This is a genomic window from Agrobacterium sp. El2ro-1b, from assembly GCF_048298475.1.
GTDB lineage: Bacteria > Pseudomonadota > Alphaproteobacteria > Rhizobiales > Rhizobiaceae > Agrobacterium > Agrobacterium fabrum.
On sequence record NZ_CP103458.1, the window covers coordinates 2725416 to 2744463 of the forward strand.

19 protein-coding genes and 1 tRNA gene are annotated in these 19048 nt (G+C 59.2%); 13 read left to right on the plus strand and 7 right to left on the minus strand.

The window, feature by feature from the left end; all coding sequences use genetic code 11:
* Positions 1 to 9 precede the first annotated feature (9 nt).
* From NYR50_RS13270 to NYR50_RS13280, 3 genes are all read left to right on the plus strand, one after another.
* A complete protein-coding gene (locus NYR50_RS13270; RefSeq protein WP_418136245.1) occupies positions 10 to 1515 on the plus strand; it encodes a tripartite tricarboxylate transporter permease in 1506 nt (501 codons plus the stop codon).
* Between the two features lie 148 nt (positions 1516 to 1663).
* Positions 1664 to 1876, plus strand: a complete 213-nt coding sequence (locus NYR50_RS13275; RefSeq protein ID WP_013635242.1) for a SlyX family protein — start codon at positions 1664 to 1666, stop codon at positions 1874 to 1876.
* A 13-nt stretch (positions 1877 to 1889) separates the two neighbouring features.
* Positions 1890 to 2441, plus strand: a complete 552-nt coding sequence (locus NYR50_RS13280) for a DUF924 family protein (RefSeq protein ID WP_418136246.1) — start codon at positions 1890 to 1892, stop codon at positions 2439 to 2441.
* Between the two features lie 67 nt (positions 2442 to 2508).
* On the opposite strand, the gene dnaJ is transcribed toward NYR50_RS13280, so the two are convergent.
* From dnaJ to NYR50_RS13295, 3 genes are all read right to left on the minus strand, one after another.
* Positions 2509 to 3642, minus strand: coding sequence for a molecular chaperone DnaJ (gene dnaJ / locus NYR50_RS13285; protein ID WP_006309945.1), 1134 nt, complete (start codon positions 3640 to 3642; stop codon positions 2509 to 2511).
* Between the two features lie 90 nt (positions 3643 to 3732).
* The gene (dnaK, locus tag NYR50_RS13290; RefSeq protein ID WP_418136247.1) at positions 3733 to 5634 is read right to left on the minus strand and encodes a molecular chaperone DnaK; all 1902 of its coding nucleotides are present in this window, start codon (positions 5632 to 5634) and stop codon (positions 3733 to 3735) included.
* 306 nt (positions 5635 to 5940) lie between these two features.
* A tRNA-Ser gene (locus tag NYR50_RS13295) sits at positions 5941 to 6030 on the minus strand.
* 222 nt (positions 6031 to 6252) lie between these two features.
* Between NYR50_RS13295 and NYR50_RS13300 the strand changes: the two genes are divergently transcribed.
* The 10 genes from NYR50_RS13300 to deoA all read left to right on the plus strand — a co-directional run bounded on the left by NYR50_RS13300 (position 6253) and on the right by deoA (position 15475).
* A complete protein-coding gene (locus NYR50_RS13300) occupies positions 6253 to 6570 on the plus strand; it encodes a hypothetical protein (protein WP_418136248.1) in 318 nt (105 codons plus the stop codon).
* Between the two features lie 72 nt (positions 6571 to 6642).
* Positions 6643 to 7293, plus strand: coding sequence for a peptide-methionine (S)-S-oxide reductase MsrA (gene msrA / locus NYR50_RS13305; RefSeq protein WP_174006334.1), 651 nt, complete (start codon positions 6643 to 6645; stop codon positions 7291 to 7293).
* Between the two features lie 214 nt (positions 7294 to 7507).
* The gene (locus NYR50_RS13310) at positions 7508 to 8500 is read left to right on the plus strand and encodes a BMP family lipoprotein (protein WP_006309949.1); all 993 of its coding nucleotides are present in this window, start codon (positions 7508 to 7510) and stop codon (positions 8498 to 8500) included.
* A gap of 82 nt (positions 8501 to 8582) precedes the next feature.
* On the plus strand, positions 8583 to 10088 hold the full coding sequence (locus NYR50_RS13315) for an ABC transporter ATP-binding protein (RefSeq protein ID WP_418137306.1): 1506 nt from the start codon (positions 8583 to 8585) through the stop codon (positions 10086 to 10088).
* 7 nt (positions 10089 to 10095) lie between these two features.
* Positions 10096 to 11199, plus strand: coding sequence for an ABC transporter permease (locus tag NYR50_RS13320; protein WP_418136249.1), 1104 nt, complete (start codon positions 10096 to 10098; stop codon positions 11197 to 11199).
* 6 nt (positions 11200 to 11205) lie between these two features.
* Positions 11206 to 12177 (plus strand): ABC transporter permease, encoded by a 972-nt coding sequence (locus tag NYR50_RS13325; protein ID WP_006309952.1) that lies wholly within the window; start codon positions 11206 to 11208, stop codon positions 12175 to 12177.
* Positions 12178 to 12181: 4 nt separating this feature from the next.
* Entirely contained in the window at positions 12182 to 12586 is a 405-nt protein-coding gene (locus tag NYR50_RS13330) for a cytidine deaminase (protein ID WP_418136250.1), read from the plus strand.
* Positions 12586 to 13386, plus strand: a complete 801-nt coding sequence (locus tag NYR50_RS13335) for a purine-nucleoside phosphorylase (RefSeq protein ID WP_174006342.1) — start codon at positions 12586 to 12588, stop codon at positions 13384 to 13386. The genes NYR50_RS13330 and NYR50_RS13335 overlap by 1 nt, the downstream gene beginning before the upstream one ends.
* A gap of 2 nt (positions 13387 to 13388) precedes the next feature.
* Entirely contained in the window at positions 13389 to 14162 is a 774-nt protein-coding gene (gene deoC, locus NYR50_RS13340) for a deoxyribose-phosphate aldolase (RefSeq protein ID WP_418136251.1), read from the plus strand.
* Positions 14159 to 15475: a thymidine phosphorylase gene (deoA, locus tag NYR50_RS13345; protein ID WP_418136252.1), complete on the plus strand. Its 1317-nt coding sequence runs from the start codon at positions 14159 to 14161 to the stop codon at positions 15473 to 15475. The genes deoC and deoA overlap by 4 nt, the downstream gene beginning before the upstream one ends.
* On the opposite strand, the gene NYR50_RS13350 is transcribed toward deoA, so the two are convergent.
* From NYR50_RS13350 to NYR50_RS13365, 4 genes are all read right to left on the minus strand, one after another.
* Complete coding sequence (locus NYR50_RS13350) at positions 15468 to 15989, minus strand: TIGR02281 family clan AA aspartic protease (protein ID WP_418136253.1); 522 nt, start codon at positions 15987 to 15989, stop codon at positions 15468 to 15470. The genes deoA and NYR50_RS13350 overlap by 8 nt on opposite strands.
* A gap of 134 nt (positions 15990 to 16123) precedes the next feature.
* Entirely contained in the window at positions 16124 to 16753 is a 630-nt protein-coding gene (upp, locus tag NYR50_RS13355) for a uracil phosphoribosyltransferase (protein ID WP_004439188.1), read from the minus strand.
* Between the two features lie 95 nt (positions 16754 to 16848).
* Positions 16849 to 17826, minus strand: coding sequence for an adenosine deaminase (locus NYR50_RS13360; protein WP_418136254.1), 978 nt, complete (start codon positions 17824 to 17826; stop codon positions 16849 to 16851).
* Positions 17823 to 19043: a phosphopentomutase gene (locus NYR50_RS13365; protein ID WP_418136255.1), complete on the minus strand. Its 1221-nt coding sequence runs from the start codon at positions 19041 to 19043 to the stop codon at positions 17823 to 17825. The genes NYR50_RS13360 and NYR50_RS13365 overlap by 4 nt, the downstream gene beginning before the upstream one ends.
* Positions 19044 to 19048: the final 5 nt, after the last annotated feature.

Consider the following 19048-nt stretch of genomic DNA (forward strand, 5'->3'; position numbering starts at 1 on the left):
GGTGCTGCGATGGATCTGCTCAATAATCTTGCTCTCGGTTTCACCACCGCCTCATCGCTGGCAAACCTGTTTTTCTGCTTGATCGGCGTGCTGCTTGGCACCCTGATCGGCGTGCTGCCCGGTATCGGCGCGACGGCGACCATCGCCATGCTGCTGCCGATCACGTTCCAGCTCGAACCCGTCTCGTCGCTGATCATGCTCGCCGGCATTTATTATGGCGCGCAATATGGCGGCTCCACCACCGCCATCCTGATCAATATGCCCGGTGAATCGTCCTCAGCCGTCACCGCCATCGATGGCTATCAGATGGCACGCAAGGGCAAGGCGGGTGCCGCACTTGCCATTGCCGCCATCGGCTCGTTCTTTGCCGGCACGGTCTCCACCTTCCTCGTGGCGATCTTCGCACCGCCCTTGACGGCGATTGCGCTGGAATTCGGCGCGGCGGAATATTTCTCGCTGATGGTCGTCGGCCTCGTGTCATCGATCGCCCTTGCCCATGGCTCCATCGTCAAGGCGCTGGCCATGGTCGTGCTTGGCCTGCTGCTCGGTCTTGTCGGCACGGATATTTATAGTGGCACGCCGCGCTTCACCCTCGGCATTCGCGAATATGCCGATGGCTTGAATTTCGTGGCGGTGGCGGTCGGTGTCTTCGGTATCGCCGAAATCCTGCGCAACCTCGAAAACGAGCGCACCCGCTCGGTGCTGATCGCCAAAGTCAGCAGCCTGATGCCGTCGAAGGAGGACTTCAAAGCCATGATCGGTCCGGTGCTGCGCGGCACCGCCATCGGTTCTGCACTCGGTATTCTGCCCGGTGGTGGCGCCATCCTCGCGGCATTTGCATCCTATACCGTCGAAAAACGTGTCTCCAAGAACCCGGAAGAATTCGGGCATGGCGCGGTGGCCGGTGTTGCCGGTCCGGAATCGGCCAACAATGCCGGTGCCCAGACGTCCTTCATTCCGCTGCTCACCCTCGGCATCCCCGCTAATCCGGTGATGGCGCTGATGATTGGTGCGATGATCATCCAGGGCATCGTACCGGGTCCGAACGTCGCGACGGAACAGCCGGCGCTGTTCTGGGGCATCATCGCCTCCATGTGGATCGGCAACCTGATGCTCGTCATCCTGAACCTACCGCTGATAGGACTGTGGGTTAAGCTCTTGACGGTGCCTTATTACGTGCTGTTCCCCATCATCATGGCCTTCTGCGCCATCGGGGTCTACAGCGTCAATTCCAACGTCTTTGATCTCTACGCCGTCGCCTTCTTCGGTTTCATCGGTTACGTGCTGGTGAAATTGCGCTGCGAACCTGCCCCGCTGCTCCTGGGCTTCGTGCTCGGGCCGCTGCTAGAGGAGAACCTGCGGCGCGCGATGATCCTGTCGCGCGGCGATGCGACCACTTTCGTCACCCGGCCGATCAGCGCCACTCTGCTTTTCATTGCGCTCGCGGTGCTGATCGTCGTCTTTCTGCCGAGCGTCAAGAAAAAACGCGAAGAGGTTTTCGTAGAAGAAGACTGAGAATTCCAGCAACTCCAGATGCCGGCGATGGAAACATCGCCGGCTTTTTTGTCTCTGCTTTGGCGGTGACGAATTCGCTTCACGAAAGCGACATATGGTTGACTCATGAGCCTTTAGGCCCAAGGAAGGGCGGGAAAGAGAGGTCGATATGACGTCGGAAACCGAAAAACGGATTATTGCGCTCGAGGAAACCATCGCGCATCAGGCAAAGACCATCGAGGAACTGTCCGACCAGTTGACGGAACAGTGGAAGGTCGTGGAGCAGACCCGCGCCAAGCTCGACCGCTTGACGGAGAGGTTCCTGAGCCTTGAGGAACAATCGCTGGACGCGCCTGCCATCACCCGCCCACCGCACTACTGACAGGGAGCACCCGATGAAAAACGACACAGCCGCACTGGCGGCCGAAATCGTCAATTTCTGGAAAAAGGCCGGGCCGGACAAATGGTTCGATAAAGATACCGCTTTCGACAATCACTTTCATGACCGTTTTCGAGACCCCCATTTCGCTGCCGCAAGGCGTGAACTGGATGGCTGGCTCGCGGGTGCAGAAAGCAGCCTCGCTTTGATGCTTCTGCTGGATCAGTTCCCGCGCAACTGCTTTCGCGGCACCGCTCATATGTATGCCACGGACCCGCTGGCGCGGTTCTTTGCCGACGAGGTCATCCGCCGTGGTCATGATCAGGCGGTGAGCGAGGATTTACGCGTTTTCTTCTATCTGCCGTTCTCGCATGCGGAAGATATCGCGGCTCAGCAGCGCGCCTGTGATCTTAACCAGCCGCTTGGCGGTCTTTATCTCCACCATGCCGAAGAACATCGCGATATCGTCGAGCGTTTCGGCCGCTTTCCGCATCGCAACGGGATATTGCTGCGGGAAACGACGCCGGAGGAACGGCAATATCTGGAAGAGGGCGGTTTTTCCGGCTGAACCCAAAACAAAAACGCCGCCAGTCCCGAAGGATGGCGGCGTTTCTGATGTTTAAGACCGGCGGCGATCAGCCGTCGAAGAATTCCTTCATCCGGGCAAAGAAGCCCGTCGATTCCGGATTATTCTCCTTGGAGGAAAGCTGCTCAAACTCCTGCAACAGCTCACGCTGGCGTTTGCTGAGCTTCTGTGGCGTCTCGATCTGAATCTGGATGTAGAGATCACCCGTCTGCGCTGAACGCAGCACCGGCATGCCCTTGCCCTTCAGACGGAACTGCTTGCCCGGCTGGGTGCCTTCCGGAACCGTGACGCGCGATTTCGTGCCATCAAGTGTCGTGACATCGAAAGTGCCGCCAAGCGCTGCCGTGGTCATCGAGATCGGCACGGTGCAATAAAGATCGGCGCCGTCGCGCTGGAAGAACTCATGCGGACGCACGGACAGGAAGATATAGAGATCGCCCGCCGGCCCGCCGCGCATACCGGCTTCGCCTTCGCCCTGCAGGCGAATGCGCGTGCCGTCCTCGATGCCCGAGGGAATGTTGACGGACAGCGAACGCTCTTCCGTCACACGACCCTGACCATGGCACTTGCCGCAGGGGTCGGAGATCGTCTGCCCGCGGCCGTGGCAGGTCGGGCAGGTGCGTTCCACCGAGAAGAAGCCCTGTGCCGCGCGCACGCGGCCGGAGCCCTGGCAGGTTGCGCATGTCTTGGGCTGCGTGCCAGGCTTGGCGCCCGAGCCGGAACAGACGTCGCAGGTAATCGAGGTCGGAACCCTGATCTGCGCCGTCTTGCCGGCAAAGGCTTCTTCCAGCGTGATTTCCATATTGTAGCGAAGGTCGGCGCCGCGCTCGCGTCCGCCGGAAGAGCGGCGCGCACGGCCACCGCCCATCATCTCGCCGAAGATGTCTTCGAAAATATCGGAGAAACCGCCATTGGCGAAACCGCCACCGCCCATTCCGCCGCCACCCATACCGCCATTTTCAAAGGCGGCGTGGCCGAAACGGTCATAGGCCGCGCGCTTCTGCGGGTCCTTCAGCGTTTCGTATGCTTCGTTGATTTCTTTGAATTTCCGTTCGGAATCGGCATCATCAGGGTTTTTGTCCGGATGGAACTTCATCGCGAGTTTGCGGAAGGCGCTTTTCAGCTCTTTTTCGTCCGCGGTCTTGCTGACGCCAAGTGTTTCGTAAAAGTCTGCTTTCGCCATTAAGATAACAAGCCCCGCAAATGGATTTCCGGCTGCACGTCGGCAGCCGGATGTCTTGCATATGGTGTGAGGATTAGGGAAGCCACGCGATTATGCGGACTTCTTGTCGTCCTTGATTTCTTCATAGTCGGCATCGACGACGTCATCCTTGCCTTCTGCGGAAGCATCACCGGCCTCGGCCTGCTGTGCTTCGTAGATGGCCTGACCGAGCTTCATGGAGACTTCCATGAGGGTCTGGGTCTTGGCCTGAATGTCGTCTGCGTCAGGCTCAGCGGCTTCGACAGCGGTCTTCAGGCTGGCAATGGCGTCTTCGATCGCCTTGCGGTCGCTCTCGGAAACCTTGTCGCCATATTCCTTCACCGACTTTTCGGTGGAGTGAATAAGGCTTTCGGCCTGGTTTTTCGCTTCGACACCCGCACGACGCTTCTTGTCGGCCTCGGCATTGGCTTCGGCATCCTTCACCATCTTTTCGATGTCGGCGTCGGAGAGACCACCGGAGGCCTGGATGCGGATCTGCTGCTCCTTGCCGGTGCCCTTGTCCTTGGCGGACACCTGCACGATGCCGTTGGCGTCAATATCGAAGGTCACTTCGATCTGCGGAACGCCACGCGGCGACGGCGGCAGGCCGACGAGGTCGAACTGGCCGAGCAGCTTGTTGTCCTGCGCCATTTCACGCTCGCCCTGCGAAACGCGGATGGTCACGGCCGACTGGTTATCTTCGGCGGTCGAGAAGGTCTGGCTCTTCTTCGTCGGGATCGTCGTGTTGCGATCGATCAGACGGGTGAAGACGCCACCCAGCGTTTCGATGCCGAGCGACAGCGGGGTCACGTCGAGCAGCAGAACGTCCTTGACGTCGCCCTGCAGGACGCCGGCCTGGATGGCGGCGCCCATGGCAACCACTTCATCCGGGTTCACACCCTTGTGCGGCTCCTTGCCGAACAGCTGCTTGACGACTTCTTGAACCTTCGGCATGCGGCTCATGCCCCCGACGAGAACGACTTCATCGATCTCGGCCGCGGTAACGCCGGCATCCTTCAGTGCCGCCTTGCAAGGAGCAACAGTGCGCTGCACCAGATCGTCAACCAGGCTTTCGAACTTGGCGCGGGTGAGTTTCAGCGTCAGATGCTTCGGACCGGAAGCGTCCGCCGTGATGAACGGCAGGTTGATTTCGGTCTGCTGCGAGGACGAAAGCTCGATTTTCGCCTTTTCGGCAGCTTCCTTGAGGCGCTGCAAAGCGAGCTTGTCGTTCTTCAGGTCGATGCCCTGATCTTTCTTGAACTCGCCGGCCAGATATTCGACCAGGCGCATGTCGAAGTCTTCACCGCCAAGGAAGGTATCACCATTGGTCGACTTCACTTCAAAGACGCCGTCGCCGATTTCCAGAACGGAAATATCGAACGTGCCGCCACCAAGGTCGTAAACGGCAATGGTCTTGCCTTCCTTCTTGTCGAGGCCGTAGGCGAGTGCAGCCGCTGTCGGCTCGTTGATGATACGCAGAACATCGAGACCGGCGATGCGGCCAGCATCCTTGGTGGCCTGACGCTGGGCGTCGTTAAAGTAGGCCGGAACGGTGATGACGGCCTTCTCGACCTTTTCGCCGAGATAGGATTCAGCCGTTTCCTTCATCTTCTGCAGGATCATCGCGGAAATCTGCGAAGGGGAATAATTCTTGTCCTGAGCCTTCACCCAGGCGTCGCCATTGTCGCCCTTGACGATTTCGAAGGGGACGAGTGCCTTGTCCTTCTCAACGGTCGGGTCTTCATAACGGCGGCCGATAAGGCGCTTGACCGCAAACAGGGTGTTGGTCGGGTTGGTGACTGCCTGACGCTTGGCCGGCTGGCCGACAAGGCGTTCGCCATCGTCGGAAAATGCCACCATCGACGGCGTGGTACGCGCGCCTTCTGCGTTTTCAATTACTTTCGTGTCCTTGCCATCCATCACTGCGACGCAGGAGTTGGTCGTGCCAAGGTCGATACCGATTACTTTTGCCATGCTCTTCTCTCCTTGAAGCGAGCTGTCTGAACCCCGTGAGGCATTCCTGTGACAGCACCTTGACTTGGATTTGCAGCCTTCGCTGCTGTTATGCGGCGTATATAAGGAGCGATTTTTCCTGCTGCAAGGCGCAAGAGAGGGGGAAGCGCAGCAAAAAGCGCAGGAAACCGTTGTCTGTGCAGAAGCATAGCCATCAAGGCCGATGGAAACGGGAAAACGCGGCGTGAGACGACGTTAAGTGAGGACCCTTGTCGCAACACATGGCAGAGACTTGCAATGGTCAGACTCGGCAATGGCAAGGAGAAATGGCGGACAGGGTGGGATTCGAACCCACGGTACGCTTTCACGCACACACGCGTTCCAGGCGTGCGCCTTAAACCACTCGGCCACCTGTCCTTTTTTCAAATCTGCATGTTTTGAAGAAATGCAAATCACTGGAACGGCGCGATATATACCGATGAATTCGCAGGGATCAACACGAATCTGACAGTTTTTTGAAATGTCGGCAATTTCCTGCCTTTCGATGCGGTTGCAAACCGGTTTTCCCGGCTTTATCGATGCATTATATGTTTTAAAACGTGGCTATCGAAACGATGGGCCGTAGCCGAGGTGCGCCTGATGAAAGCTTTTTTGCGGTTTTTGAGCTTTCTTCTCCTTATTGCGGCGATTTTTCTCGGCGTGCTTGACTCGATCCGCTCGGTTTCCACATCCTCGGTCAACATTACCGGCATCCTGTCGGTCTGGAACTATCTTCTTCCTGCCTCGCGCACCATGGTGGAAGCGGCCTTGGCTCACTATATTCACCCTGAAGCGTGGCGCTTCGTTGAAAATGCCCTGTCGGTAGTGCCTGCATTTGCCTTTTTCCTGGCGTTATCCCTGCTTTGCTGGATGGCCGGTTACAGGAAGCTCAAAGTGATGAGACGCTCGTCAGTCTGACAAGGTGAAAAGCCAGCGCCTCGTAGATGTGAACCCTTGAGACGCGGCGGAACCGGCCGCACGGAGGACCGAATGTTCCTGTTTGATACGCTTTCAAAAAAGACGACGATGCCGACCGAGGAAACGGCTCTGCCCGGCCGTGAAGAGGCACTTGCGGTGCCGGAAACCCATTTCGTGAACGGCCGGACTTTGAAGGGGCCTTATCCGGATGGTTCGGAAATCATCTATCTCGGCTTGGGCTGCTTCTGGGGCGCAGAGCGGCTGTTCTGGAAAACGCCGGGCGTGTGGGTGACGGCGGTGGGTTATGCCGGCGGCTTTACCCGCAACCCAACCTATCAGGAAACGACGACCGGCCAGACCGGCCACGCCGAAGTGGTGAAGGTGGTCTACGATCCGACCGTGATCTCGCTGTCGGGCTTGCTCAAGATATTCTTCGAGGAGCACGATCCGACTCAAGGCATGCGACAGGGCAACGATGTCGGCACGACCTATCGTTCCGCCATTTATGCGACGACGGAAGGCCAGTTGCAGCAGGCGCAGAAGGCTCGGGATGCTTTCCAGCAGGCTCTGGATGAGGCCGGCCACGGCCACGCCATCACCACCGAAATTGGCCCGCTTGAAACATTTTATTATGCCGAGGACTATCATCAGCAATATCTTGCCAAGAACCCGGGCGGCTACTGCGGCTTGAGGGGAACCGGCGTAAGCTGCAATATAGGCTAGATTTTTTGCAGCTAGCCCGGGTGGAAAGACTAAAAAAACGCCAGATCAAAGTTTTTCCACCGGGTCAAAAAAACCGGATGAATTTTTCATTGAGCCATGCAAGGATATCAGGCAAGCACAGCCGGGATAACGGCTGGCGGTTCCGCAGACATTCCCGGTTAAAGGGATTGCGGGAGGACCCTTAAAATATCAATTGCAACAACAGGGCTGCACAATGAAAAAATCCCTTCTGACGCTTTTTGCGCTTGCCGCAATGTCGGCTTCCGCGCTCGCCGCGGATATCAAGCCGGCGCTGGTTTATGGCACGGGCGGCAAGTTCGACAAGTCGTTCAACGAGGCCGCTGCGGCCGGCGCTGAAAAGTTCAAGGCGGAAACGGGCATCGATTTCCGTGACTTCGAACCGACCAGCGACACGCAGGGCGAACAGGCCATCCGCAACTTTGCCAGCAAGGGCTTCAACCCGGTCGTTGCCGTATCCTTCGCCTGGACCTCGGCCATGGAAAAGGTCGCAGCCGAGTTCCCCGATACCAAGTTCGTGATCGTTGATTCCGTCGTAGAGCTGCCGAATGTCCGCTCCGTCGTCTACAAGGAGCATGAAGGTTCCTACCTCGTTGGTCTTCTGGCCGGCATGGCGTCCAAGACCGGCAAGGTCGGCTTCATCGGCGGCATGGATATTCCGCTGATCCGCAAGTTCGCCTGTGGTTATGCGCAGGGCGCCAAGGCTGCCAACGACAAGATCGAAGTCTTCCAGAACATGACCGGCACCACCGGTGCTGCCTGGAACGATCCGGTGCGCGGCGGTGAACTCACCAAGAACCAGATCGACCAGGGCGCGGACGTGATCTACGCGGCAGCCGGCGCGACCGGTATCGGCGTGTTGCAGACCGCTGCCGACAACAAGAAGTTCTCGATCGGCGTCGATTCCAACCAGAACCATCTGCATCCGGGTTCCGTTCTGACCTCGATGGTCAAGCGCGTCGATCTGGCCGTCTACAACGCCTACAAGGACGCCAAAGACGACAAGTTCACCCCCGGCATCGTTGCGCTGGGCGTCAAGGAAGACGGCGTGGCTTACGCGCTTGATGACAACAACAAGGCCCTTATCACGCCGGAAATGACCGCCGCCGTGGACAAGGCTAAAGCCGACATCATCGCCGGCACCGTCAAGGTTCATGACTATATGGCGGACAATTCCTGCCCGAAATGATATGATATGTGTCTGGGGTGCATGATGAATTTTCATCTTGCGCCCTTTTCATATCCAGCCTTCGGAGAGGTTAGGTTTGAGTATGGACCCTGCAATCGAGCTCGTGGGCATCGACAAGAAATTCGGTGCCGTTCACGCCAATAAAAATATCAATCTGAGCGTTTCCAAGGGTACGATCCACGGCATCATCGGGGAAAACGGTGCTGGAAAATCGACCCTGATGTCGATCCTCTACGGTTTTTACCAGGCCGACGCGGGTGAAATCCGCGTGAATGGTAAGCCCGTTACGATCCGTGACAGTCAGGCCGCGATCAGTGCCGGCATCGGCATGGTGCATCAGCATTTCATGCTGGTGGAAAATTTCACCGTGCTGGAAAATGTCATGCTGGGTGCAGAAGGCGGCGCACTGCTGGCCAGGGGCCGGGCAGGAGCGCGCAGGGAACTGAAGCGTCTTGAAGACGACTACGGGCTGGAAGTCGATCCCGATGCGGTGATCGAGGAACTGCCGGTCGGTCTGCAGCAGCGCGTCGAAATCCTCAAAGCCATGTATCGTGGCGCCGAAATCCTGATCCTTGATGAGCCGACCGGTGTCCTGACCCCGGCTGAGGCGGATCACCTGTTCAAGATCCTTGGCGTTCTGCGCGAGCAGGGCAAGACCATCATTCTCATCACCCACAAGCTGCGTGAAATCATGGCGATCACGGATTCCGTCTCCGTCATGCGCCGCGGCGAAATGGTGGCGACCCGCAATACATCCGAAACGAGTGTCGAGGAACTGGCCGAACTGATGGTTGGCCGCCGCGTGCTGCTGCGGGTAGAAAAGGGCGAGACGACGCCGGGCGATGTGTTGCTGTCCATTCGCAATCTCACCGTCAAGGACAGCCGTGGCGTCACCATGGTGGATGATGTCTCGCTCGATGTCCGCGCCGGTGAAATCGTCGGCATTGCCGGTGTTGCCGGCAATGGTCAGTCAGAACTGCTGGAAGCTATCGCCGGCATCCGCAAGCCCCATTCCGGCGAAATCTGGGTGGACGGACAGAAGGTGGACCGCCCCGATCCGGCGATCCTGCGCAAGCTTGGCCTCGCCCATATCCCGGAAGACCGCCACCATATGGGGCTGGTGCTGAAATTCGAGGAATATGAAAACTCCATCCTCGGTTATCACCATGACGAGCGTTACGGCAAAGGACCCTTCCTTAACCCGGAGGCCATTCGCAAGGATGCGGTCGAGAAGATCGAGAAATACGATATCCGTCCGCCGAACCCGCAGCTGAAGACAGCCAATTTTTCCGGCGGCAACCAGCAGAAGATCGTCGTCGCCCGCGAAATCGAACGCGACCCGAAGATGCTGATCATCGGCCAGCCCACCCGCGGTGTCGATATCGGTGCGATCGAATTCATCCATCGCCGCATCATCGAGATGCGCGATGCCGGAAAGGCGATTTTGCTGGTCTCGGTCGAACTCGACGAAATCCGTTCCCTTTCAGACCGGATCATGGTCATGTTCGCGGGCCGTGTCGTTGGAGAAAAAACGGCGGAAGCCGAAGAACAGACGCTGGGCCTGATGATGGCCGGTATCGCCGCATGAGGCATGAATGAGCACCGCTTCCACCCCCCTGCCAAACTGGATCAGCTACGGCCTGTTGCCGCTGCTGAATGTCGTCACCGCCTTCCTGATTTCCGGCCTCGTCGTCTGGTCAATTGGGGAAAACCCGCTGGCGGCGCTTCGCCTGCTGATCGAAGGCGCGCTCGGCCGAGGTGACGCCATTGGCTTCACGCTATTTTACACGACGAGCTTCATCTTCACCGGCCTCTCCGTTGCCGTTGCCTTCCATGCCGGTCTGTTCAACATCGGCTCCGAAGGTCAGGCCTATGTTGGTGGTCTGGGTGCGGCGCTGGTGGCGCTGGCGCTTGACCGTTACGTGCCCTGGTATGTGACGATGCCCTTCGCCGTCATCGGTGCTGCGGTTTTTGGTGCCGCCTGGGCCTTTATTCCGGCCTGGCTTCAAGCCAAACGCGGTAGCCATGTCGTCATCACCACCATCATGTTCAACTTCATCGCTGCGGCCTTGATGGTTTATCTTTTGGTGAATGTGCTGATCGTGCCGGGCAAGATGGCGCCGGAAACGCGCACCTTCTTGCCCGGTGGCCAACTGCCGAAGCTCGACTGGCTGATAGCGTGGTTCGGCCTCAAGCTCGGGCCGGCCCCGTTCAACGTGTCCTTCCTCATAGCTTTGTTCATGTGTTTTCTTGTCTGGGTGCTGATCTGGCGCACCAAGCTCGGTTATGAAATGCGCACGCTGGGCGTCAGCCCGTCGGCAGCCATCTATGCCGGCATTCCCTATTCACGCACCGTCATCATCGCCATGCTCATTTCCGGCGGCTTGGCGGGCATGATGGCGCTGAACCCGGTCATGGGCGCGTCCGCCCGCCTGCAGGTGGAATTTGTCGGCGGTGCGGGCTTTGTCGGCATTGCTGTGTCGCTGATGGGGCGAAGTCATCCGCTCGGCATCATCTTCTCGGCATTGCTGTTCGGAATTCTTTATCAGGGCGGCGCAGACCTTTCCTTCGAGATGCCCAACATTACCCGCGAGATGATCGTGGTCATCCAGGGTCTGGTGATCCTGTTCGCCGGCGCGCTGGAATATATGTACCGACCCACGATCGTCCACATCTACCAGCGTCTGGCAAAAGGGTGAGCTGACATGGATTTCTTCGATATGCTGGTCAGCATTCTCGGCTCGACCGTCCGCCTCACCATTCCGCTGCTCTTCACCGCACTTGCCGGGCTGTTTTCCGAGCGCGCCGGCGTGTTCGATATCGGGCTTGAAGGCAAGATGCTGGCGGCGGCCTTTGCTTCCGCCTGCGTCGCGTATCTGACCGCAAACCCGTGGGCCGGTCTTCTGGCCGGCATTGGCGTCTCCATCCTGTTTTCGCTGATCCATGGCTTTGCCGTCATCACCAATCGCGGCAACCAGATCGTGTCCGGCGTGGCGCTGAACTTCATCGCCGCCGGTCTGACGGTGGTTCTGGGGCAGGCCTGGTTCGGACAGGGCGGCCGCACGCCGCAATTACCGGGGGAGGGCCGTTTTGCGCCGATCATCCTGCCCGGTGCGGATGCGATGCGCGAAGTGCCCTTCATCGGCCCGCTTTATGCCAATGTCATTTCCGGCAACAATATCCTGACCTATCTCGCATTCCTCGCGGTGCCGCTCTCCTGGTGGGTGCTTTATCGCACCCGTTTTGGCCTGCGCCTGCGGGCTGTCGGTGAAAATCCGGGTGCTGTCGATACGGCCGGCATTTCGGTGACATGGATGCGTTACCGCGCGGTCATCGTTGCCGGTTTCCTCTGCGGTTTCTCCGGTGCCTATCTCGCCGTTGCACAATCGGCTGCCTTCATCGCCAACATGTCAGCCGGCAAGGGTTATATTGCGCTTGCCGCGCTGATCTTCGCGAAATGGAAGCCGGTGCCGGTCATGTTCGCCTGCCTGCTGTTCGGTTTTCTCGATGCCTTCGCCAATTTCATGCAAGGCAAATCTGTGCCTGGCATCGGCGAGGTGCCGGTGCAGATCTTCCAGGCAATGCCCTATATCCTGACCTGCATCCTGCTTGCCGGTTTCATCGGCGTCGCCAAGCCCCCCAAGGCCGGTGGCGTTGCCTATGCGAAGGAGCGCTAGACCCATGTCTTTTAACCCCAAGTCCCACGAATTGTTCGAGGCTGCGGTGGAGGCCATGGCCTTCGCTTATGCGCCCTATTCGAAATTTCCGGTCGGCGCGGCGATCCGCGCCGAAGATGGAAAAATCTACAAGGGTGCCAATATCGAGAACATCTCCTTCCCGCAGGGCTGGTGCGCCGAGCCATCCGCCATCAGCGCCATGATCATGGGCGGAGCGAAAAAGATCAGCGAAGTGGCCGTGATCGCTGAAAAGCTGCCGCTCTGCTCTCCCTGCGGCGGCTGCCGGCAGAAGATCGCGGAATTCGCCACGCCGGAAACGAAGATTTATCTGTGTGACGAAACCGGCGTCCAGAAGGTCATGACCATGGAAGAGCTTTTGCCCTCTGTCTTCAAGACCGAGCTGCTCTGATGACAGATGGTTTGATCGATATTCTGGTGGAGCGCCTGAACGGCCTGATGCCGCGCGTCGCCATCGTCCTTGGTTCCGGGCTGGGTTCGCTGGTCGAGGAAGTCAGCGATCCGATCCGTGTGCCCTATGCCGATCTTCCCGGGTTTCCAGCCGGTGGCGTTTCCGGCCATGCTGGAGAACTGGTGGCCGGTTATCTCGGTGGCGAGCCTGTGATGATGCTCTCCGGCCGGGTGCATTATTACGAAAAGGGTGATCCGGCCGCCATGCGCGCAGTCATCGAGGCGCTCGCCGGCCTCGGCGTGCAGTCGCTCATCCTCACCAATTCGGCGGGTTCTGTCAGGCAGGATATGCCGCCCGGCTCCGTCATGCAGATCACTGACCATATCAATTATTCCGGCATGAACCCGCTGATTGGTGAGGAAAGCGATCGCCGCTTCGTCGGCATGACGACGGCTTATGATCCGGATTTGATGCTGGCCATGCGCAATGCCGCGATCCGCGCGACGGTGCCTTTGTTCGGCGGCGTCTATATGTGGTTTTCGGGGCCGAGCTTCGAAACGCCGGCGGAAATCCGCATGGCGCGGGTGCTCGGTGCCGACGCCGTTGGCATGTCCACCGTGCCGGAAGTCATCCTTGCGCGCTTTTTCGGGATGCGCGTTGCCGCCGCATCGGTTATTACCAACTACGGTGCTGGCATGACCGGCGCGGAACTGAGCCATGAAGAAACCAAGGATATGGCTCCCGTGGGCGGCAAAAGGCTTGCCGCCATCCTAAAGGAAATGATCGCAGGAGGAGCGTGACCATGGAACTCCAGCGTCCGCGCGAAGCGGCTGCCCTCACTTTGTCCTTGCTGGACCTGACCAATCTTAGGGAAGACTGCACGCCGCAGCAGATCGCAACCCTCTGCCAGCGGGCGCATACGGATTATGGCAACACCGCCGCCATCTGCATCTGGCCGCGTTTCGTCGCACAGGCCAGAGCGGCGTTTGGAAAGGACCACGCGATCCGCATCGCAACGGTCGTGAATTTCCCCTCCGGCGATCTCGATGTCGCGACCGTGGTTGCGGAAACGGAAGCCGCGATCGCAGATGGTGCCGATGAAATCGATCTGGTCATCCCCTATCGTAAATTCATGGCAGGCGATGAATTGGCGGTTAGCGAAATGGTAGTGGCCGTGCGCAAGGTCTGCGTCGCACCCGTGCTGCTCAAGGTCATTCTCGAAACCGGCGAGCTGAAGGACAAGGCGCTGATCCGCCGTGCCTCGGAAATCGCCATTGCCGAAGGGGCGGATTTCATCAAGACCTCGACCGGCAAGGTCGCCGTCAATGCCACGCTGGAAGCGGCCGACATCATGCTGCAGGCGATCCGTGACAGTAAAAAGAAGGTGGGCTTCAAGCCCGCCGGCGGCATCGGCACGGTTGAGGATGCCACACTTTACCTGCGGCTGGCGGAAACCATCATGGCGCCCAACTGGGCCATGCCATCCACCTTCCGTTTCGGTGCCTCGGGCGTTCTCGATGATGTGCTGAACGTGCTGGCCGGCGGCGATCCGGCCAAGGCCGCCAGCGGGTATTGAGCTTGATCCCGCAGGAAATCATCCGCCGCAAACGCGATGGCCTGTCGCTCGCGCCACAGGAGATTGCCGCTTTCATCAGGGCGTTGTCGAAAGACGGCATTTCGGAGGGGCAGGCTGCTGCCTTTGCCATGGCGGTGTTTTTCCGTGGCATGAACCGCGACGAGATGGTGGCGCTGACGCTTGCCATGCGCGACAGCGGCGATGTCCTCTCCTGGCGCGATATTGGACGGCCGGTGGCGGACAAGCATTCCACGGGCGGTGTCGGTGACAATGTCTCCCTGATGCTGGCTCCCATCGTTGCCGCCTGCGGTCTTGCCGTGCCGATGATATCAGGCAGGGGCCTTGGCCATACCGGTGGCACGCTCGACAAGCTGGAAGCAATCCCCGGTTATGATGTCATGCCGGATGAGGCCCTGTTTCGCCGGACGGTGCAGTCGGTGGGCTGCGCTATCATCGGCCAGACGGGCGATCTCGCCCCCGCCGACAAACGCCTCTACGCTATCAGGGACGTGACGGCGACCGTCGATTCCATTCCGCTGATTACCGCTTCCATTCTTTCGAAGAAGCTCGCGGCCGGGCTTGAGACGCTGATTCTCGACGTGAAAGTCGGCAACGGCGCCTTCATGCAAAGTCTGGAGGATGCCCGCATTCTCGCCCGCGCGCTGGTCGATGTGGCTGTTGGCGCGGGCCTGCCGACGACGGCGCTGATCACCGACATGAACCAGCCGCTCGGCGATGCAGCCGGCAATGCCGTCGAAATCGTCAATTGCCTGGAGTTTCTGGCCGGTCGCAAGGCCGGCACCCGTCTGGAGAAGGTGGTCCTATCCTTCGCCGCAGAAATGCTGGTGCAGGCTCGCAAAGCCGCGACATTGGAGGAAGGCGAGGCGCTGGCGTCGGCGGCTCTCTCCTCCGGCCGCGCCATGGAGGTGTTCGCGCGGATGGTTTCGGCACTGGGCGGCCCGTCGGATTTTATCGACAATCCATCCCGTTACTTGGCCTGTGCTCCGATCATCCTCCCGGTTCCCGCTGCACGAAGCGGCTGGCTCGCATCCTGCGCAACGCGCGATCTCGGCATGGTTGTCGTCGAACTCGGTGGCGGCAGGACAAAGCCCTCGGACACCATCAATCCGGCGGTCGGTATTTCGGATATTCTGCCGCTCGGCGTAAGGGTGGAGAAAGGCGAACCGATCGCCGTCGTTCACGCAGCCTCCAGCGAAGACGCGGAACGCGCAATCAGAGGAATAGAGGACTGCTACGGGATTGCGGATAGCGTCCCGGAAATCGCGGCGCCCATCCTTGAGCGGATCACCTGACCAGCCGCATTTCGCCGCCGGAGACCTTGAAGGACGATAGTTGCTTCAAGAAGCTCATGCCGATCAACATGTTGCTGAGCGCGCCATCCTTCAGCACCATGGCATCGACATTCTGAACGCGGATCGCGCCGATTTCCACCCGGTCGAGTTTCACATGAGCCGCCATGGTTTGGCCATTGGCAGTCGAGATCGCATATTTGAAATCGAGGCTGTTGACGCCGTAGCCGAGCCGGCGGGCAATCGTCTCGTTGATCGCCACCATGGAGGCACCTGTATCGACAAGTCCGTCGAAGGATTTGCCATTGATGCGGAAGGTGGCATTGAAGTGACCGCGCGTATCCGCTTTCAGACTGACGCTGCCCAGCGAAACCGGTTGCGGTCTCGAAGCTTCGGCGGTGGTGCCGGATTTTGCCGCGCCGGTGTCCGGGCGCGGCTGAAATTTTTCCATCAGCGCCGGAATCTGCGTGGCGCTGACCGAAAGACCGACAAGCAGAAAAATCGCACGCGCCAGCAAGTGACTGCTCCTCATGGGCAAGGGTTAACCCTGAGCAGCATAGGCGCAAAACATGCTGAAATCTTAAAAGAAAAAGCCATCCGCCGCGTTGCCCGCGGTGAATGGCTCAAACGGTTAAGCAAGGATAAACGGCGTTATTTGGTGCCGTACATGCGGTCACCGGCATCGCCGAGGCCGGGAACGATATAGCCTTTTTCATTCAGGTGCCGGTCGATTGCGGCGGTGTAAATCGGCACATCGGGATGCGCTTCACGGAAATTCTTGATGCCCTCTGGAGCTGCCAGCAGACACAGGAAACGGATGTTCTTCGCGCCACGTTCCTTCAGCTTTTCCACGGCGGCAATGGAGGAATTACCAGTCGCCAGCATCGGATCGACAACGATGACCAGGCGGGCATCGAGGCTTTCGGGCGCCTTGAAATAATATTCGACGGCTTCGAGCGTATCGTGGTCACGATAGACGCCGACATGGGCGACGCGTGCAGACGGAACCAGCTCCAGCATGCCTTCCAGAAGACCATTGCCGGCGCGCAGGATGGAGGCGAAAACCAGTTTCTTGCCTTCCAGAACCGGTGCCTGAATGGTCTCGAGCGGCGTATCGATGGTCTCCATCGTCATTTCAAGGTCGCGCGTCACTTCATAGCAGAGCAGCGTCGAAATTTCCCTGAGCAGACGGCGGAAGCCGGCCGTGGAAGTTTCCTTCTTGCGCATGATGGTGAGTTTGTGCCGCACCAGCGGATGTTCGATGACTGTGACGCCGTCCATGAAACTGGCCTTCCTTTTTGTCTTATGCCCTGTAATTCACCGAAAGCACGTTTTTCGCAAGCCTTCTTCGCGGTTTTACCCTGCCAACAACCGTCTCAGGCATCATCCAGTCTAGCAAGCAGCCGCTCGCGCGTTGCCTCGTCCACGAAGGCGCATTCCAGCGCGGTGCGGGTCATGCGGTTGATCTCGGCATCGCTGAAACCGAATGCGTCCGCAGCCAGCGCATATTCCCGCGCAAGCGAGGTGAAGAAGAACGGCGGGTCGTCGGAACTGATGCAGACGCGCACCCCGGCATCGCTCAAAGTTTTCAACGGGTGGCTGGCGAAATCGGGATAGACGCTGAGAGCAATATTCGAGCCGGGGCAGACTTCGAGAACCGTCCCCGTCTCGACCAACCGCGAGATGAGAGCGGCATCTTCGATGGCGCGCACGCCGTGGCCGATACGCGACGGTTTGACCAGATCGAGCGCGTCGGCAACGCTTTCCGGCCCGCAGACTTCACCGGCATGGATCGTCAGCCCAAGACCCGCATCGCGGGCGATATCGAAAGCGCGGGCGTAGTCTGCAACCCGGCCCATGCGCTCTTCGCCCGCCATGTTGAAGCCAGTGACCAGCGGATGCTGGGCGCGCGCCGCATATTCGGCCGCTGCGATCACCCGCTCGGGGCCGAAATGCCGCTCGCCGGTGACGATGATGCGGGTTTCGATGCCGGTCTTTTCTTTGGCGATACGGATACCTTCGGCAATACCGGCGAGATAGGCGTCCGCGCCAAGCCCGATGCGGTCGCCATGATCGGGCGAGATGATCAACTCGCTGTAGATCGTATTGGCCTCGGCCAGTTCCGTCAGATAGGTTTCCGTCAGGACCGCGTAGTCCTCGTCGGACTTGAATACCTGCGCCACCGCATCGTAGCATTGGATGAATTCCGCAAAATCCGACCAGACATATTGGCCGTCGCGCAGAAAGCCGCTGGTGTCTATGCCGTATTTCTCCGCCTGTTTCACAACGAGGGCAGGCGGTGCTGCACCTTCGAGGTGGCAGTGAATTTCCGCTTTCAGCAAATGCGATGTCAAATGAAGCTCCTGCCGTGTGAACCGGCCTCAATGCCAAGATGGTGGGCGATGCTTTCGCCGATATCGGCGTAGCTTGAACGAATACCGACATCGCGGGAACGGATGCCTGGCCCGAATGCCATGATCGGCACCCTTTCGCGCGTATGGTCCGTGCCCCGCCAGGTGGGATCGCAGCCATGGTCGGCGGTGAGAAGCGCTATATCGCCAGGTGCCATCTTGCGATGGATTTCCGGAATACGCGCATCGAAGGCCTCAAGCGCCGCCGCATAACCGGCAACGTCTCGGCGGTGGCCGTAAAGCATGTCGAAATCGACGAAATTGGTGAAGACGAGATCGCCGTTTTCAGCCTCGTCGATGGCCTGCAGCGTCGCATCCATCAAGGCGGCGTTGCCGTTTGCCTTGATGACGCGCGTCACACCCTGATGGGCATAGATGTCGCCGATCTTGCCGATCGCATGTACCTTGCGGCCCGCCTCCACCAGCCGGTCGAGCAGGGTCGGCTCCGGCGGCGGGACGGAGAAGTCCCGGCGGTTACCAGTGCGTTCGAAGGTCGCGACGGTCTCGCCGATGAAGGGGCGGGCGATGACGCGGCCTATATTCAGCGGATCGAGCAGTTTGCGCACCGTCTCGCAGAGCGCGATAAGCCGATCCAGACCAAAGTGGGTTTCATGCGCGGCAATCTGGAACACGGAATCGGAAGAGGTGTAGCAGATCGGCTTGCCGCTCCTGATATGTTCGTCACCGAGCGCAGCGATGATCTCGGTACCGGAAGCATGGCAATTGCCGAGGATTCCGGGAATATCGGCTTGCTTGCAGATCGCCTCAACCAGCTCCGGGGAAAAGGCGTCGCCCTCCGTCGGGAAATAACCCCAGTCGAACGTCACGGGTGTACCCGCGATCTCCCAATGGCCTGAAGGCGTGTCCTTGCCCTTGGAGATTTCACTGGCCGAGCCGTGCAGCCCGAAAATCCGCTCCGGCGGTTCCATGCCGGCGGGAATGTCGCCGCTTGCCTGTCGTGCGATCTCCAGGAGACCGAGCGAACACATGTTCGGCAGCTTCAGCGGACCGGCCCGAAGCCCGGCTCTATCCGCCGCACCTGCCGCGCAGAATTCCGCGATATGACCGAGCGTATTTGCACCCAGATCGCCATAACGCTCCGCGTCAGGCGCGCCGCCGACACCGAAGGAATCCAGAACGAGAAGAAATGCTCTTGCCATAACTC